The following is a 14,285-nucleotide window of genomic DNA, read 5'->3' on the forward strand; positions in this document are numbered from 1 at the left end:
GTCCACGTCCCGGTGGGGGGGCCGGGCCGCACCGGCCCGGGCCCGGCCCGGCACGGCCCGGAAGGCGAACGCCCGCCTCCCCGCCGGGAGTCGGGCCGGCCCGAGCCGGCTGTGTGCCTCACGGCGCCGGCGTGAAGACCAGCGACGCGTTGTGCCCGCCGAAGCCGAACGCGTTCGCCAGGCCCGCCGTCAGGGCGCCGTGGCGCGGCTTGTCGGCGACGACGTCGAGGGGGATCTCCGGGTCCTGGACCTCAAGGTTCCGGGTGGGCGGGACGACGCCGTCGCGGAGGGCGAGGATCGTGGCGATCGCGCCGAGCGCGCCCGCCGCGCCGAAGAGGTGACCGGTCATGGACTTGGTGGCCGTCACGGCGGGGTGGGTGCCGAGGGCCTCGGTGACCGAGCGGGCCTCGGTGAGGTCGCCGAGCTGGGTGGACGTCGCGTGGGCGTGGACGAGGGCGATGTCGCGCGGGGACAGCCCGGCGTCGGTGAGGGCCCGGCGCATGGCGCGTACCTGTCCGTCCTGGTGGGCGGCGGTGATGTGGTGCGCGTCGGAGGTGACGGCGGCCCCGGCCAGCGCCGCGTGGGCGCGGGCCGCCCGCGCCGTCGCGAAGCCGGCGCGCTCCAGGACGACCACGGCGGCCCCCTCGCCGATGACGAAGCCGTCGCGGTCGACGTCGAACGGCCGGGACGCCCGCCCGGGCTCGTCGTTGCGCGTCGAGTGCGCCTTGGCCTGGGCGAACCCGGCCATCGGCAGGGCGCAGACGCACGCCTCGGTGCCGCCCGCCACGACCACGTCGGCGCGGCCCAGCCGGATCAGGTCCAGGCCCTGGGCGATGGCCTCGGCCCCCGAGGCGCAGGCGCTGACGGGGGTGTGGGCGCCGCCCCGGGCGCCCAGTTCGATGCTGACCCAGGCGGCGGGGCCGTTGGCCATCAGCATGGGAACGGTGTGCGGGGAGACCTTCCGGACACCGGAGGTCTCCAGGATGTCGTCCTGGCCCAGCAGGGTCAGGGCGCCTCCCGTTCCCGTACCGATGACGACGGCGAGCCGCTCGGGGTCGACCTCGGGCCGGCCCGCGTCGGCCCAGGCCTCACGGGCGGCGATCAAGGCGATCTGCTCGCAGCGGTCCATCCGGCGGGCCTTCACCCGGTCCAGCACCTCGGTGGGCTCCACCTTCAGCCGGCCCGCTATCCGGACGGGCAGCGCGGCCGCCCACTCCTCCTCGATCGGCCCGATCCCCGACTCCCCGGCCAGCATCGCCGCCCAGGTGGACGCGGCGTCCCCGCCCAGCGGCGTCGTGGCTCCCAGTCCGGTGACCAGTACGGCGTCGGTATTACCAGCGCTCACTGGCTGACCCCCTCTGTAGTCGCGAGTTTTGTGGTAGGAGAACAGGCAAGCAAGATCCCGCATCGCGGAAGCGGTGCGGGATTCGGCTCATACGCCCACCCTGTCAAGGGAGGTGGACTGCCGTGGATGCCGTGATCAAAGCATTCCGATGTCGTTCCCCTGTGGGATCCCTACAAGGATCTCCGTAGGGCCTCCACCCCCGCCGGTTAGTGAAACAGTCGTACCATAAACTGGTGCGCACCCGACGACCAAGGAACACGGTGATACCGCGTGGCACGACCCACGGACCCCGCCCGGCGGGACCGCGTCCTCGCCCGGGCGGCCGACCACGTCCTGGAGCACGGCCTGGCCGGTCTGAGCCTGCGCCCGCTGGCGGCGGCCCTGGACACCAGCCCTCGCATGCTGCTCTACGACTTCGGCAGCAAGCAGCGGCTCGTCTCCGCGATCCTCGCCGAGGCCCGCCGTCGCGGTGCGGCGCGCGTCGCCGGGGAGCTGGTGCCGGAGACGGGCACCCCGGAGGAGCGGCTGCGCGCGCTCTGGGCCTGGATCAGCGCTCCCGAACGGGTGCCTTTCGTCCGGCTGTTCTTCGAGGTCCATGCCGACGCGGTGGCCCATCCGGAGAACTATCCGGACCTCGCCACCGTGGTCACCGACTGGTTCGGCACCCTGGGCGCCACTTTCCGCGACGTCACCGAGGGCGCTGACGACACGGTCACGCCCACCGTGGTCATGGCGTTCGTCCGAGGTCTCCTGCTCGACCTCGCCGTCACCGGCGACCGCGACCGCGCCGACCGCGCGGTGGACCGCTTCGCGAGGCTGATCCGGTCCTGATCCGGCCCTGATCCGGCCCTGATCCGGCCCTGGTCCGGGCGGGACTCAGCCGTCGTCCCGCGCCGGATCCCGCCGCTCCCCGGCGGCCCGGACCGACGGTCCCGCGCCGGCCCGCTGTTCGAGGGTGATGTCCACCCCGCGGGCGCTGTGGTGGAAGGCGGGGGAGAAGCCGGCGTGGGTGAGGACCCGTTCCTGGGCCTCGGTGGTACGGGCGGCGGCCTCACGGGCGCCCGGCGAGAGGTGGGTGCAGGTGACGTGCCAGACGCGGGACGTCCGGTCCAGGCGGTCGCGGAGCAGGGCCGGGTCGGCGGGCAGGTTGTCCAGGGCGCCGAGCCCGGCGGCGGTCCGTGCCCGGCCCAGGTCCGGGCGGTTCGTGAACGCCTCTTTGAACGCGGTGGCGATCAGGCCGCACCGGGCGCCGCTGAAGAGGACGGCGTCACCGGGCGCGTCGTGGATGCGCAGGGTCCTGATCACGGCGCGGGTGTCCCACTGGCGGCTGTCCTCCTGGCGGATGGCGACGTGGGACGCGGCGAGGGGCACGGCCGCCAGGAGCGGCAGCACCAGCCGCCGGCGCGGGGGGACGACGGTGACGGCCGTCGCGAGCAACAGGGCCAGGGCCGGCAGGCAGAACAGCAGGTAACGGTAGGCGAAGAGGGGGTGGCCGAGGGAGACGGCCATCAACAGCAGCGGGGGGACGGCCAGCCAGGGCACGCCGACGGCGAGGGCCGACGACGGGGCCGTGCGCCGGCGCGCCACGAGGACGGCCAGCGCGGCGAGGGCGGTGAGGGTCAGCAGGAGCCGCAGCACGGTCGGCAGGGTGTCCTGGCCGGGGGTGAGGAGCCAGGTGAAGTAGTTGACCGGGGTCCCGGCCGTGACCGGCGCGGCCTCGCCCACGGCGGAGCTCTGTGCCGAGCCGAGGACCAGCAGCGGGACGACGGCGGCGACGCCCGCGGCCTGGGCCGCGAGCAGGCGTACGACGGCGGGACGGCCGGGGCGCAGGAGGAGCACGGTGACCGCGTGGGCGGGCACCAGCAGCAGCCCCAGCACGTTGAACCAGCCCAGCAGGGCGACCAGTACGGCGTAACCGGCGAGCCACCGCTTCCGGGGGCGTCCGGCCGGTCCGTCCCGTCCGGCCAGCGCTTTCACCAGGGCGCCCGTGGCCAGGACCGCCACCGCCATGACGAAGGCGAACGAGCGGGCCTCCTGCGCGTACCGCGACGCGGTCGGCAGGACGGCGAGCAGCAGTCCCGCGCCCAGCCCGAGCCGCGGACCGCCCAGCAGCCGCCCCAGCCACACGAGACCGGCCACCGCCACGGCCACCGCCAGCGCGGAGGGCACCCGCGCCGTGAACTCGTTGAGGCTGCCGTTCGCCTGCCCTACCAGGTACATCAGGATGTAGTGCAGGCCGTGTACCGCGTCGACCCGCCCGAGGAGGTCGATCAGTTCCGGCCAGGACCGCCGCGCCACGTCGATGGTGACGATCTCGTCGGTCCAGGCGGAGGGCCGCGTGTTCCCCCACACGCCGAGGACGAACGCGACGACGGGTGTCGCCCAGCCGGCCACGCGCGCCCAGCGGGAGCGGCCGGCGGACGTGCAGGACGCGTCGGGCGTGCAGGACGCGTCGGGCGCGTCGGACGGGATGGCGCGGGGCAGGGCGGGTTGGGGCGAGGTCGTCGTCACGGTGCTGCTTTCGTCGCCTTTCGTCGCCGGCACCCCCGCACCGGACGGTGCCGGGCCGGGCGGCGGCGCGCGGCGTCGCGCGCGACACCGAACGGAGTGCGCCCCCCACGTTCGGCCCATTATCCGCAATACGGACCTGGTGGCCAAAGCTCGGTGGGAGCGGGGGAGGGGGCGGGACCGTGGGTCGGCCGGACCCCCGTACCGGCCGTCCGTGCCCGTCGCCTCCCCGTCAGTCCGCGTGAGCGCACCCCGCGCGGGCCGTCTCCGCCCGCCACGCGCGGCCGATGCCCCGGAGCATCGCCGGGTAGACGCCGAGGTACCGGAACGGCTTGATCGCCGCCATGTAGGCCCTGCCGAGCAGGCCGTTCGGCTTCACGAGGACGGCCAGTTGGCCGCGGTAGCCTCCCTTGCCGTCCGGCACCCAGCCGATGTGCCGCACGGCGTGCACGGTCCGGTTGGCGATTTCGGAGGCCCACTCGTCGTGGGTCAGGTAGAGGGAGCGGAACGGGCCGCCGGGCGCTTCCGGTCCCCTCGGGCCGTCGCGGAGGCCGGCGGGCAGCCGGCCGAGCAGGGTCGGCACCCGGGTGCCCGTCCCGGCGCCGGAGCGGTCCCAGCCCAGCAGCGCCCCGAGCTTCCACCGCACCGCGAAGAGGGCCCGGGCGACGGGCGAGGACTCGTACGGCCGCGCGTCCTCCGTGAGTTGGCGGACCAGGCGGTCGAGGTCGTCGGGTCCGCCGGGCGTCGGCAGGGCCCAGACGTCGTCGATCCGGAAGTCGCCGGCGATCTCGTGGATCCGCCAGGGGTGTGCGGTGTGGGCGGTGTTCGGAAGACGCATGGGTGGCCCCCTCGGTCCATACGGTGCCGTATAGCGAGCAGATTAGCCGGGATATACGGAGCCGTATAGACAGGGGTCGGGGTGAGGGGAGACACAACGTCCGCTCGCCCGGTTCGGGCGCCGCACCACCGCCTGCTGCGGCTCGACGGCGACGACCTCGTCTTCCAGGTCCGATGCAGGGCCGTCCATGCCCCGAAGCTGCTCGAGGCGGGGTGTCGTCGCAGCTCAGAGTGTTGAGGCCCGGGCCGTGTGTCAGTGGTCCGTGGCAGACTCAAGGCATGACGTCCAGGCCGGAATTCCCGCCACTCCCGAACGAACAGAGGGAGAGCACCGAGCCCGTTCCTCCGTCGGCCAAGGGCCGTGCAGGGCGGGCGGCCGGGGGTCTCGACGTGACCGTTGGCGGGCGTTGAGATGGCGGATTTCAAGGATGAACTGTCGCCGGAGCTCATCGGGCGTCTCGCGGGTGACTTCGCGGGTGCGTCGGCCTCGTTCGACCGGACGGCGTTCGAGCGGCTCGCGGGCACCGGTATCGGTGAACTGGAGTTGAAGGCCCGTATCGACCAGATCGCCCGTGCCCTCGCGGCGACGATGCCGGCGTCCCCCGAAGAGGCCGACCAGGTGATCCGTGGTGCCCTCGACGGCGGGGGCCTCTCGGGGTGGGCTTCCATGCCCGTCAACGCCTACGTCGCCTCGGCGCTGCTGGACCGGCCCGATGTCGCGCTGCCGCTGCTGGCCGCACTCACTCCCCGCCACACCGCCGAGTTCGCGATCCGCCCGTTCGTCGACGCCCACTACGAGGTGACGATGGACCAGCTCAGGGCATGGACCACCGACCCGGACGAACATGTTCGGCGGCTCGTCTCGGAGGGCACGCGCCCGCGCCTGCCCTGGGCGCGGCAACTCTCGCGGTTCGTCACCGATCCCGCTCCCGCGCTGGCGCTCCTGGAGGCTCTCTTCGATGACGAGTCCCTCTACGTGCGCCGTTCCGTGGCGAACCACCTCAACGACATCAGCAAGGACCACCCCGACCTCGCCCTCGACACCGCACGGCGATGGGCCCGCAACAGTACGCAGGGCGATTTCGTCGTGCGCCACGGTCTGCGGACGCTCGTCAAACGAGGACACCCGGAAGCCCTCGCGGTTCTCGGGTTCGATCACCAGGCCCCGATCGGCATCACGGACCTCGCCTGCTCACCGTCCACCATCTCCATCGGGGAGGCGACCACCGTCACCTTCACGCTGCACGCCACCGAGGCGGCGAAAGCGGCGATCGATTACCTGGTCCACTACCAAGGCGTCCGCGGCCCCAAGGCGGGCAAGGTGTTCAAGCTGACCGTCCGGGACCTCCCCGCGGGCGAAGCGGTCCACTTCTCACGCCGGCACCGGTTCGCGAGCCTGTCGGTGCGCACGATCCACCCCGGCCCGCACCGCATCGAGGTCCAGGCCAACGGACGCATCCTCGGTGCGACCAAGGTCCACATCACCGCCGCCGACACACCGCAAGACCCAGCCTGAGGCTGTTGAACTGAACACCCAGCGCCCCAGGACGGGTTTCACGCGATCACCCGCGCCCCGGTCTCGACGGCCCCAAGAGGGCCGCCGTCCTTGCCGCCCCGGTCGGCAGCCGTGCGACTCCACCTGCCGGGACCGCTGTCGCGCCCCTGCAACCACACCGCCGTGACCTGCGGGTATGCCTCAGTCAGCCCACACCTGGCGAACACGGCACACCCGTTCCCCTCCGCGCCCTCGTGGGTACGGGGCGAGGCGGCGGCACCGGGAGGTGCCGCCGCCTCGGGACCGGCTCAGCCGGCCCGGTCGCTCGTGCGCTTGGGCTTGGGCAGGAAGAACATCAGGGCCCACATCAGCGTGAGGAGGCCGCCGACCCACCACAGCACGGTGACGAACGCGTCGCGGTTGAGTGCGGCGTCGGGCGAGCCGCCGGTGGTGGCGAAGAACACCAGCGCGGTCAGCGCGGTACCGAGGGCGATGCCCAGATGCATGACGGTGTTGAACAGGCCCGAAGCGGACCCGGCGTCCTCGTGCGGCACCCTGGCCAGCGACATGTCGGCGAGCGGGCCGCTGACCATGCCGAGACCGAACCCGATCAGTACCACCGGAGCGGTCATCGCCGGCAGGGCCAGGCTCCCTTGGCCCGCGTCGATCTGGAGCCCGTAGGCAGCCATCGCGGCGAGCGTGATGAGGACACCGGCCTGCGGCAACCGGCGGGCGAAGCGCCCGCCGCTCTTCGCCGTGACGGTCGCACCGGCCAGCTCGCCCACGGAGAGCAGCACGAACGCCAGGGCCGCGTGGAAGGGGCTCATGCCCAGCCCGCGCTGGAGGTAGAGGGTCCAGGTCATGAAGAACAGCCCGCACAGCAGGCCGTGCATCAGTTGCGCGGCCATGCCGCCGGAGAACTGCCTGCCCCGGAAGAGGGGCAGTGCTACCAGGGGTGCGTTGTTCTGCTTGCGCCGCTGCTGGCGCAGGAAGGCGCCGAGGGCGAGGAGGCCGGCGGCGAGCAGGGCGAAGCACCACAGCGGCCAGTGATGGAGGTGCCCCTCGGTGAGCGGGAAGACGATCAGGACGATGGCCAGGGCGGACAGCAGCATGCCGGTCAGGTCCGGCCGCGCGGCCTTCTTCACGGTCGACTCGGGGATAAACCGGCGTCCCAGGAGGAGCACGGCGAGGCCGACGGGCACGTTGACCAGGAAGATCGGCCGCCAGGACAGTCCGAACAGGTCGGCCTCGGTGAGGAGGCCGCCCATCACGGGGCCCAGGACGTTGGCGAGCGACATGACGGCCCCGTACAGGCCGAACACCTTGCCGCGGTCCTGCCCGTCGAAGGTGACGTGGAGGGTGGCCAGGATCTGCGGGATCATGATGGCCACGCCCACGCCCTGGAGGGCGCGGGCGCCGATCAGCACGCCCGGCCCGGCAGCGAGGCCGCACAGCAGCGAGGCCGTGGTGAACACGACGGTGCCGATGAGGAGGATCTTTCGCCGGCCGTAGAGGTCGCCGAGGCGTCCGCCGGTGATCAGCCCGACGGCGACGGGCAGGGAGTAGCCGGTGGTCAGCCACTGCACCGCGTCCGGTCCGGCGCCGGTCGACTCCTGGATGGCGGGCAGGGCGGTCAGGACGACCGACTGGTCGATCATGTCCATCAGCTCCGCGCCCAGCAGCACCAGGAGGGCGATCCAGGCGGCCAGGCCCATCCTCGACAGTCCGGGTGTGGGGTGGCGTGGAGGCTCGGTGGTGTGCTGCGGCTCGTTGTCGAGCGCGGGGGAAGGCACTGTGGGGGCTCCTGATTCACGGAGTCGGGGAGCCATGCCGTCAGCCGCACCGGGGCCGGAAAAGACGAAACCCGGGGCAGACGGCAGAGCTGCACCCGGAAAATGACAGGGAAATACGGGGGTGGGTGACGCAACTCAGGCCAGCGCGACGTCCGCCCCCGGACACGTTCGAATGATCAGAACGTGGGGGATCCGCGGACGGCTACTTGGCCTGGGAGATAAGTCGTCACCTCGAAACACAGCGCCGGGCCCCGGAGTGGGCACCAAGCGGAACTCAAACAGGGTAAAGGCCGCTCAGGCTTCCAGGCAACGCGATACCTCACACCCCTCGCCGCGGGGCGTCACCCCACTCCGGGCCCGGCGTCCCGGAGTGAGCGGCGTATCACGCCTTGGCCGCGCGGCCGGACTCCCGTCGGGTCTGCGGCCGCGTCAGCGGGCTTGTGCGGCCACTTCGCCATGGGCCTGCCGGGGGCGGACCAGGAGGAGCAGCGCCAGGACGGCCAGTGCGAGGGAGGCGAGCATGATGGCGGCCATCGGCAGGGAGCTGTCCTCGCCGAAGACGCCGACGAGCGGGGAGGCGATGGCGCCGCAGAGGAATTGCAGGCCGCCGAGGAGGGCAGAGGCTGCCCCGGGGGTGGCGCGGCCCAGGTTCTGGCCGAGGCTCATGGCCGCCGGGAAGATCATGCCGATGCCGCACAGGACGACGCAGAGGGTGATCCAGGTCCCGGCGAAGGACTCGCCGATGGCGAGTGTGGTGATCACCTGGGCCAGCGCTCCGGCGGCCGCCGTGGCGACGCCGGCGGCGAGCAGCGTGTTCAGCCGGACCCGCCGGGCGAGCCGGGCGAAGACGGTGCCGGCGAGCAGCATGCCGACGGCGTTGAGGGCGAAGATGAGCGAGTAGGTGCCGGCGGAGACGCCGTGGACGTGCTCGAAGACGAAGCTGGATCCGCTGATGTAGGCGAACAGGGCCGCCGAGGCCGTGCCCAGGACGAGGACGTAGCCCATGAAGGGGCGGTTGCCCATCAGGCGCCCCATGGCCCGGAACGTGCCGGAGAGCCCGCCGCTGTGGCGGCGCTCCGGCGGCAGCGACTCGGGGACCTTGATGAGCACTCCGAGCAGCAGCAGGACACCGATCAAGGCCAGCACCCCGAAGACAGCCCGCCAGGTGGAGACGGCCAGGATCGCTCCGCCGAGGACGGGGGCGGCGACCGGGGCCACGCCGAGGATCTGGGAGAGCACCGCGAAGTAACGGGGGATGTCCGGCCCGGCGAAGCGGTCGGTGATCACGGCCCGGGCGAGCACCATGCCGACCGCACCTGCCACGCCCTGCAGGAAGCGCGCGGCGACCAGCAGGTACACGTTCGGTGCGACCGCGCAGAGCAGGGAGAACACGACGAACGCGGTGGCGCCGGCCAGCAGCGGCCTGCGTCGTCCCAGGCTGTCGCTGAGCGGGCCCAGGAGGAGCTGGCCGACGACGAGGCCCACCAGGAAGGCCGTCATGGTCAGCTGAATCGCGGAACTGCCGGTGTGCAGGGCGGAACCCATCGTCGGGAAGCCCGGTACGTACATGTCGGTGGCCAGCGGGGCGACCGCCGTCAGCGCGCCGAGCACGACCAGCAGCCCGCCGGTGCGCGCGGACGGGGCGGGCGGACCGGCGGCGCCGACCGGCTTCCGGTTGTCCGTCGTGGAGGTGGAGCTCGATATCATGAGAACAACGATAACTAGTGGTTCACCGGTTTACAAAGGTGGTTCCTGTGCTCCCTTCCGAATCCTCCGCCCGCGCCCGGTGGGCCGCTCACGGCTCGGGGCTCGACACCTCGCCCATGGAGGTCGTCGGTCTCCTGAAGCGGATCATGGCGCTGCGTGACGGCGTCGTGGAGCCGCTGTACGAAGGGGCGCCACTGACCGCGCCCGAGGTCGACCTGCTGGTGCCGCTGCGGCACTTGGACGAGCCGGTCATCGCACGCCGCATCGCCGAGCACCGGGGGATGTCCCGGGCGGGCGTCAGCAAGGCGCTGGCGAAGCTGGAGAAGCGCGGCTTCGTCGAGCGCACGTCCCACCCCGCCGACCGGCGCGCCACTCTGGTGAGCGTCACGGAAGCGGGCAAGGCCGCGATGGACGCGTTGTTCCCCCGCCAACTGGAGGTCGAGGCGCGGCTGTTGGAGGCGCTTGGCGAGCACCGCGAGGAGGTGCTCCAGGCGCTGGAGCGTCTGGCCGAGGCCATGGAGCGCGGCCTTGCCGCCGCCAGGGCGGCAGCGGAGCACGGCGGGGCTGAGAGGCCGACCGGGACGGGCGGTCATCCGACCCCGACCGGCTGAGCACCGCCGAAGCGGGGAGGGGCGAGGTCGGCGCGCAGCCCGGTGTGGCGGGGCGGTGTGGCGATGCCCGGGGCCCGGTCGAGGGCTTTCATGAGTGGTCCGGCCGCGATCGCGACCCCGGCCTGCCCGGCGACCGGCGTTGGTGCGGGGGGACTCCCCCCCCGCACCACCACTGCCAAATCCCTTGCGGGCAGGGCTTGTACGCAAGGTAAGGGGCCGTGGCCCCGTTTCACCTTCCGGTGCGCCACTGGTGGTCGGGCATGAAGCGCACGTCGTACTCCTGCGGCACCGTGGCGAACTTCTCCCGGCCCGGCACGACGGGCGCCTGGGGCAGGGTGAGGTCGTCGGTGGGGGCGCCGAAGTTCTCGAAGAACCGCTCGAACGTCCCGCCCGGCCCGGCCGCGACGCCGACGACGCGACTGTGGTGACGCTCGATGCGGTAGGCGTGCGGGCAGTTCTTGGGGACGAAGCCGAAGTCGCCCGGCGTCAGCAGCTTCTCGTACTGGTTGCCCTTGAGGTCCTCGACGAACAGCCGCACGGCTCCGTCGGTGATGTAGAAGACCTCATGGGTGTCGGGGTGGGTGTGGGCCGGGATGATGTCGCCCTTGGGGCCCTCGACGGTGAAAAAGTTGAACGTGTTCTCCGTCTGCTCACCGCCCGCGTAGATGGTGACCAGGTCACCGAAGAGGTGGGCGCGGTCGCCCATGCCCTTCTCGATGAAGTAGGGGACACCCGGCTCAGCGGGAATGTGTGAGCGGGTGCGGTAGCGAGTCGCGAACTCGGCGGTCATGGCTGTGTCTCCTTCACGAGCTTGATGTCAGGCTACCTGACACAAGGGGTGGGCAGTCTCCGGTTGCGTGAGATGTGTCGGGACAGGCGCCACCCGTCGTGCGGCGTACCGGTTCGCTGGTGCGCCGGCAGTACAGGCACTGCTCGCACTGCGAGACGCCTCACGCCCCGGGGACGGGAGGGGCGGACACCTGCGCGATCATGGGGTGGGCGCAGCGGGGACACATAGTCTGCTCAGGCATACGGCTTCTTCTCGCGTGCGCCCCGGACGCACCCACAGCCGGCAGCCGGGAGTGAGGTCGAAGGTGCTGAAGTCGACGGAACAGCGCAGGGCCCCGGTGGCGACGGTCGGCAGTTCGCGGACCCGGACAGCCGCCGGCCGCGGAGCCAAACGCTTCAACGACGACCGTGTCCCGCTGGAGGCCGAACGCCTCCCGGCCCACACGCACCTGTCCCCCGCCGTCATCAGCGAACGCGTCGGCTTCCACCGCGCCACCGCCTTCAGCGTTTTCTTCCGCCGCCGCACCGGCACCCAGCCCACCGCCTTCCGGGCCTGGGCCGCCGGCACCACCCTCGCCACCCGGCACCTCGGCGGCTCTCAGCCCGCAGCCGGCGACTCCCCCAAGGATTCCTCATGAGCTCCGACCGCAACCTCCCCCAGCTCCTCGCCGACGCAAGGAACTGGTTCGACACCGCGCTCGCCGACGCCATGGCGGACGCCGGAGAGCGGCCCATCACCCTCGGCCAGCAAAACGTCTTCTCTCACCTGCCACCCGACGGCGCCACCGTCTCCGACTTGGCCCGCTGGATGAACGTCGCACGCCAAAGCGCCCACCAGGCCGTCCACGCCCTCATCGGCATGGGCCTGCTCGAACAAACCCCCGACCCCGCGTCCGCCCGCCGCCGCATCATCGTCATGACCGCCGAAGGCCGGCGCGTGCACCACCTCGCCCGCACCCTGATCGCCCGGCTCGAGGACGAACTCGGCAGACGCCTCGGCCCGCCCTCACTCACCACCCTGCGCCAGACCCTCGAACGCCCTTGGGGCCCGGCCGCCCTCGGAGCCGGCGCGGCGATGCCTGAGGCAGGGGACGGGACCCCGGCCCAGTCTTGACACGGCCCCGACCCCTCACACCGGGTCCGCCGCCGGGTTGCCCGCGCCCTTCTGCTTCGTCGGCCGTCCGACAACTCCAACGCGACACCCGTTGCGCGCGCCCAGTCACCTCAAGCGGCCCTGATCTCAAGCAGCGCCCGCTCCAGGTCCGTGAGTTCGTGCCCGGCGTCCTGCCGCGCCGCGGCGTGCGGTCCGGCGCCGACGAGGGTGTTGCCCGCGCGGCTGAGGCGCATCCGACGCCCGGCACGGGTATCGGCACGCTCACCCGGCATCCGCGCGCGCAGCCGGGACAGCCGTTCTTCGGCGGTGATGGCCGGCTCGGTCAACGCGGACCCTCTCGGTGGGCGCCGCACCCGCGAGTGCACACGCGTTGTGAACGTATCGGCCGGTAGCCGCCCCGCGCCTGCCTCTCGCCGAGGATGGCCGAATCCACGCCCGAAAGCCGTCCACCCAACCCCAACGGCGCCACGACAGGAGTGGAGCTCGACCGCCCGTCGGGCCACGGACGGACCCCACGCGGCAGTCCGAAGCCCACCGGCTCCAGGCGCGCATCGGCCAGGCTCTCCGCCGAGAGATCGTCGGTCGGGGATGAGGCCGCCTTCTCCCCGCCTCGCCCCGCCCCGGTCAGCCGGTCTCGGCCGCGATGCGGAGGCCGAAGCCGAGCAGGACGACGCCCGTCACGCGGTCCAACGCGCGCCGCACCCGGGGCCGTTCGAAGACCGACCGGGCGCGGGAGACGACATACACGTAGGTGCCCAGCCAGGACAGGGTCAGCACCGCGTGCAGCAGGACCAGCAGGCTCATGCCGGCCGTCGGGGAGAGGCCGTCCGGGGCCAGGGTGGGCAGGACGCCGGTGTAGAAGACGGCGATCTTCGGGTTGAGCAGGTTCGATATCAGGCCGCTGACGAACGCGCCCCGGGACTTCCTCGGTGCCGCCTCCGCCGTGGGGGCGGGCGCTCCGCGCCGGCTCTGCCAGAGCGCCTGGAAGCCGAGGAAGGCCAGGTAGCCGGCGCCGAGCAGCTTGACGGCGAGGTACGCCTCCGCCGACGCGGCGAGCACCGCCGCCAGCCCCACCACCGTGAACACGCCCCAGGCGAGCAGGCCGACGGTTATGCCGGCGGCGGTGCGCAGGCCCTCCGCCCGGCCGGCGGCGACGGCCCGTTTGGTGACGACGGCCATATCGGGTCCCGGCACCACGGTCAGCAGGGCCAGCACCCCGGCGGCCGTCGCCGTCTGCGTCCACATCGTCCGTTCCCCCGTCGTGTCTCGTCGGCTGTGCGCCCGCCTGTCCGTCCGCCCGTCCGTCGGTCCGTCGTGTCGCGGTTCCCCGTGCGGTGGGACGGCGGCTTCCCGGCGATCCTACGCAGTGCCTCCGACAGCCCCGCCGGGAGCGGCCGTCACGCCGGTACGGGGGCCGGGCCGGCCGTCCGGCGCCGGTAGTAGTGCACGGTGACCGCGGCCAGCAGCGGGCCCCAGAGGAGGAGCGGCGCGTAGACGACGTTGAGCAGCCACCAGCCCCAGACCGTGGCCTCCAGGTCCGCGTTGGCCGCCGTCACCACGAACAGTACGCCGTAGACCGTCGTGCCCAGCGCGCCGAACCCCGCCAGGGCGGTGGCCAGGACGACCGGGACGGGCCGGCCGCGCAGCACTGGGACCCAGCGCGGCCAGACCTCGCCCCACTCCCGCACCAGCCCCAGCGCGAGCAGCGCGAGAGCCTCGGAGACCAGGCTCAGCGCGACGAGGTAGAGCGACCCCCAGCCGGGCGCGTGCATCTGCTCGTACTCCGACCGCGCCAGCCCGACGGGTATGCCCGCCGCGATGGCGAGGCGCCACAGCCCGGAGGGGGCGTTGGTCCAGGCGACGGCCGTCGCGGCGTGGCGGGCCCAACGGGGGACGTTCGGAAGGGACTTCGTCTTCGGCATGTGTTCATGCTGCTCGCGTGGGGTGGTGCCGCGCGTCGCCCTGCGGTCGCGAGTGGATCATCCTCTGGGCGTATCCAACGGGCTTGCGGCGTGCGATAACCGCGGATTTCTGCCCTCCGGTCGCCTTGGGGGAGGGCTTGCCTCCGCGGTGGTCGCCGCGCGGG

At 72.7% G+C, this 14,285-nt stretch carries 14 protein-coding genes; 5 read left to right on the forward strand and 9 right to left on the reverse strand.

Going from position 1 to position 14,285, the window contains the following annotated elements; all coding sequences use genetic code 11:
- Window positions 1–118 precede the first annotated feature (118 nt).
- Window positions 119–1,345, reverse strand: a complete 1,227-nt coding sequence (locus K7I03_RS27185; RefSeq protein WP_224347235.1) for a beta-ketoacyl-[acyl-carrier-protein] synthase family protein — start codon at window positions 1,343–1,345, stop codon at window positions 119–121.
- Window positions 1,346–1,615: 270 nt separating this feature from the next.
- Here K7I03_RS27185 and K7I03_RS27190 point away from each other — a divergent pair, with 270 nt between their 5' ends.
- Window positions 1,616–2,176: a TetR/AcrR family transcriptional regulator gene (locus tag K7I03_RS27190; protein WP_185945672.1), complete on the forward strand. Its 561-nt coding sequence runs from the start codon at window positions 1,616–1,618 to the stop codon at window positions 2,174–2,176.
- Window positions 2,177–2,221: 45 nt separating this feature from the next.
- Here the strand turns inward: K7I03_RS27190 and K7I03_RS33930 are convergent, their stop codons facing one another.
- Window positions 2,222–3,856 carry a glycosyltransferase family 39 protein gene (locus tag K7I03_RS33930; RefSeq protein ID WP_185945671.1) on the reverse strand — a complete coding sequence of 545 codons (1,635 nt, stop codon included), beginning with the start codon at window positions 3,854–3,856 and terminating at the stop codon, window positions 2,222–2,224.
- Between the two features lie 229 nt (window positions 3,857–4,085).
- Window positions 4,086–4,691 carry a DUF2867 domain-containing protein gene (locus K7I03_RS27200; RefSeq protein WP_185945670.1) on the reverse strand — a complete coding sequence of 202 codons (606 nt, stop codon included), beginning with the start codon at window positions 4,689–4,691 and terminating at the stop codon, window positions 4,086–4,088.
- A 411-nt stretch (window positions 4,692–5,102) separates the two neighbouring features.
- Here K7I03_RS27200 and K7I03_RS27205 point away from each other — a divergent pair, with 411 nt between their 5' ends.
- Complete coding sequence (locus K7I03_RS27205; protein WP_185945669.1) at window positions 5,103–6,206, forward strand: DNA alkylation repair protein; 1,104 nt, start codon at window positions 5,103–5,105, stop codon at window positions 6,204–6,206.
- A gap of 287 nt (window positions 6,207–6,493) precedes the next feature.
- On the opposite strand, the gene K7I03_RS27210 is transcribed toward K7I03_RS27205, so the two are convergent.
- Together K7I03_RS27210 and K7I03_RS27215 are read right to left on the reverse strand one after the other, a co-directional pair.
- Window positions 6,494–7,978, reverse strand: coding sequence for an MFS transporter (locus K7I03_RS27210; RefSeq protein ID WP_185945668.1), 1,485 nt, complete (start codon window positions 7,976–7,978; stop codon window positions 6,494–6,496).
- Window positions 7,979–8,407: 429 nt separating this feature from the next.
- Window positions 8,408–9,685, reverse strand: coding sequence for a multidrug effflux MFS transporter (locus K7I03_RS27215; RefSeq protein ID WP_185945667.1), 1,278 nt, complete (start codon window positions 9,683–9,685; stop codon window positions 8,408–8,410).
- Between the two features lie 47 nt (window positions 9,686–9,732).
- Between K7I03_RS27215 and K7I03_RS27220 the strand changes: the two genes are divergently transcribed.
- On the forward strand, window positions 9,733–10,296 hold the full coding sequence (locus K7I03_RS27220) for a MarR family winged helix-turn-helix transcriptional regulator (protein WP_224347236.1): 564 nt from the start codon (window positions 9,733–9,735) through the stop codon (window positions 10,294–10,296).
- Window positions 10,297–10,525: 229 nt separating this feature from the next.
- On the opposite strand, the gene K7I03_RS27225 is transcribed toward K7I03_RS27220, so the two are convergent.
- Window positions 10,526–11,086 (reverse strand): quercetin 2,3-dioxygenase, encoded by a 561-nt coding sequence (locus K7I03_RS27225; protein ID WP_185945666.1) that lies wholly within the window; start codon window positions 11,084–11,086, stop codon window positions 10,526–10,528.
- Window positions 11,087–11,390: 304 nt separating this feature from the next.
- Between K7I03_RS27225 and K7I03_RS27230 the strand changes: the two genes are divergently transcribed.
- Both K7I03_RS27230 and K7I03_RS27235 read left to right on the forward strand, forming a co-directional pair.
- Entirely contained in the window at window positions 11,391–11,723 is a 333-nt protein-coding gene (locus K7I03_RS27230; RefSeq protein ID WP_185945665.1) for a helix-turn-helix transcriptional regulator, read from the forward strand.
- A complete protein-coding gene (locus tag K7I03_RS27235) occupies window positions 11,720–12,199 on the forward strand; it encodes a MarR family winged helix-turn-helix transcriptional regulator (protein WP_185945664.1) in 480 nt (159 codons plus the stop codon). Before K7I03_RS27230 ends, K7I03_RS27235 begins: the two co-directional genes overlap by 4 nt.
- 110 nt (window positions 12,200–12,309) lie before the next feature.
- Here the strand turns inward: K7I03_RS27235 and K7I03_RS27240 are convergent, their stop codons facing one another.
- From K7I03_RS27240 to K7I03_RS27250, 3 genes are all read right to left on the reverse strand, one after another.
- Window positions 12,310–12,525: a hypothetical protein gene (locus K7I03_RS27240; RefSeq protein ID WP_185945663.1), complete on the reverse strand. Its 216-nt coding sequence runs from the start codon at window positions 12,523–12,525 to the stop codon at window positions 12,310–12,312.
- A gap of 298 nt (window positions 12,526–12,823) precedes the next feature.
- The gene (locus tag K7I03_RS27245) at window positions 12,824–13,444 is read right to left on the reverse strand and encodes a LysE family translocator (RefSeq protein WP_185945662.1); all 621 of its coding nucleotides are present in this window, start codon (window positions 13,442–13,444) and stop codon (window positions 12,824–12,826) included.
- A 152-nt stretch (window positions 13,445–13,596) separates the two neighbouring features.
- Window positions 13,597–14,121 (reverse strand): hypothetical protein, encoded by a 525-nt coding sequence (locus tag K7I03_RS27250; RefSeq protein WP_185945661.1) that lies wholly within the window; start codon window positions 14,119–14,121, stop codon window positions 13,597–13,599.
- Window positions 14,122–14,285: the final 164 nt, after the last annotated feature.

Source organism: Streptomyces mobaraensis (assembly GCF_020099395.1).
Taxonomy (GTDB): Bacteria; Actinomycetota; Actinomycetes; order Streptomycetales; family Streptomycetaceae; genus Streptomyces.

What these genes read in the sequence shown, in the direction of transcription:
- K7I03_RS27200 (WP_185945670.1), bottom strand. Translation starts at nt 4,691, where the DNA reads ATGCGTCTTCCGAACACCGCCCACACCGCACACCCCTGGCGGATCCAC.
- K7I03_RS27205 (WP_185945669.1), top strand. Translation starts at nt 5,103, where the DNA reads ATGGCGGATTTCAAGGATGAACTGTCGCCGGAGCTCATCGGGCGTCTC.
- K7I03_RS27215 (WP_185945667.1), bottom strand. Translation starts at nt 9,685, where the DNA reads ATGATATCGAGCTCCACCTCCACGACGGACAACCGGAAGCCGGTCGGC.
- K7I03_RS27225 (WP_185945666.1), bottom strand. Translation starts at nt 11,086, where the DNA reads ATGACCGCCGAGTTCGCGACTCGCTACCGCACCCGCTCACACATTCCC.
- K7I03_RS27235 (WP_185945664.1), top strand. Translation starts at nt 11,720, where the DNA reads ATGAGCTCCGACCGCAACCTCCCCCAGCTCCTCGCCGACGCAAGGAAC.
- K7I03_RS27245 (WP_185945662.1), bottom strand. Translation starts at nt 13,444, where the DNA reads ATGTGGACGCAGACGGCGACGGCCGCCGGGGTGCTGGCCCTGCTGACC.
- K7I03_RS27250 (WP_185945661.1), bottom strand. Translation starts at nt 14,121, where the DNA reads ATGCCGAAGACGAAGTCCCTTCCGAACGTCCCCCGTTGGGCCCGCCAC.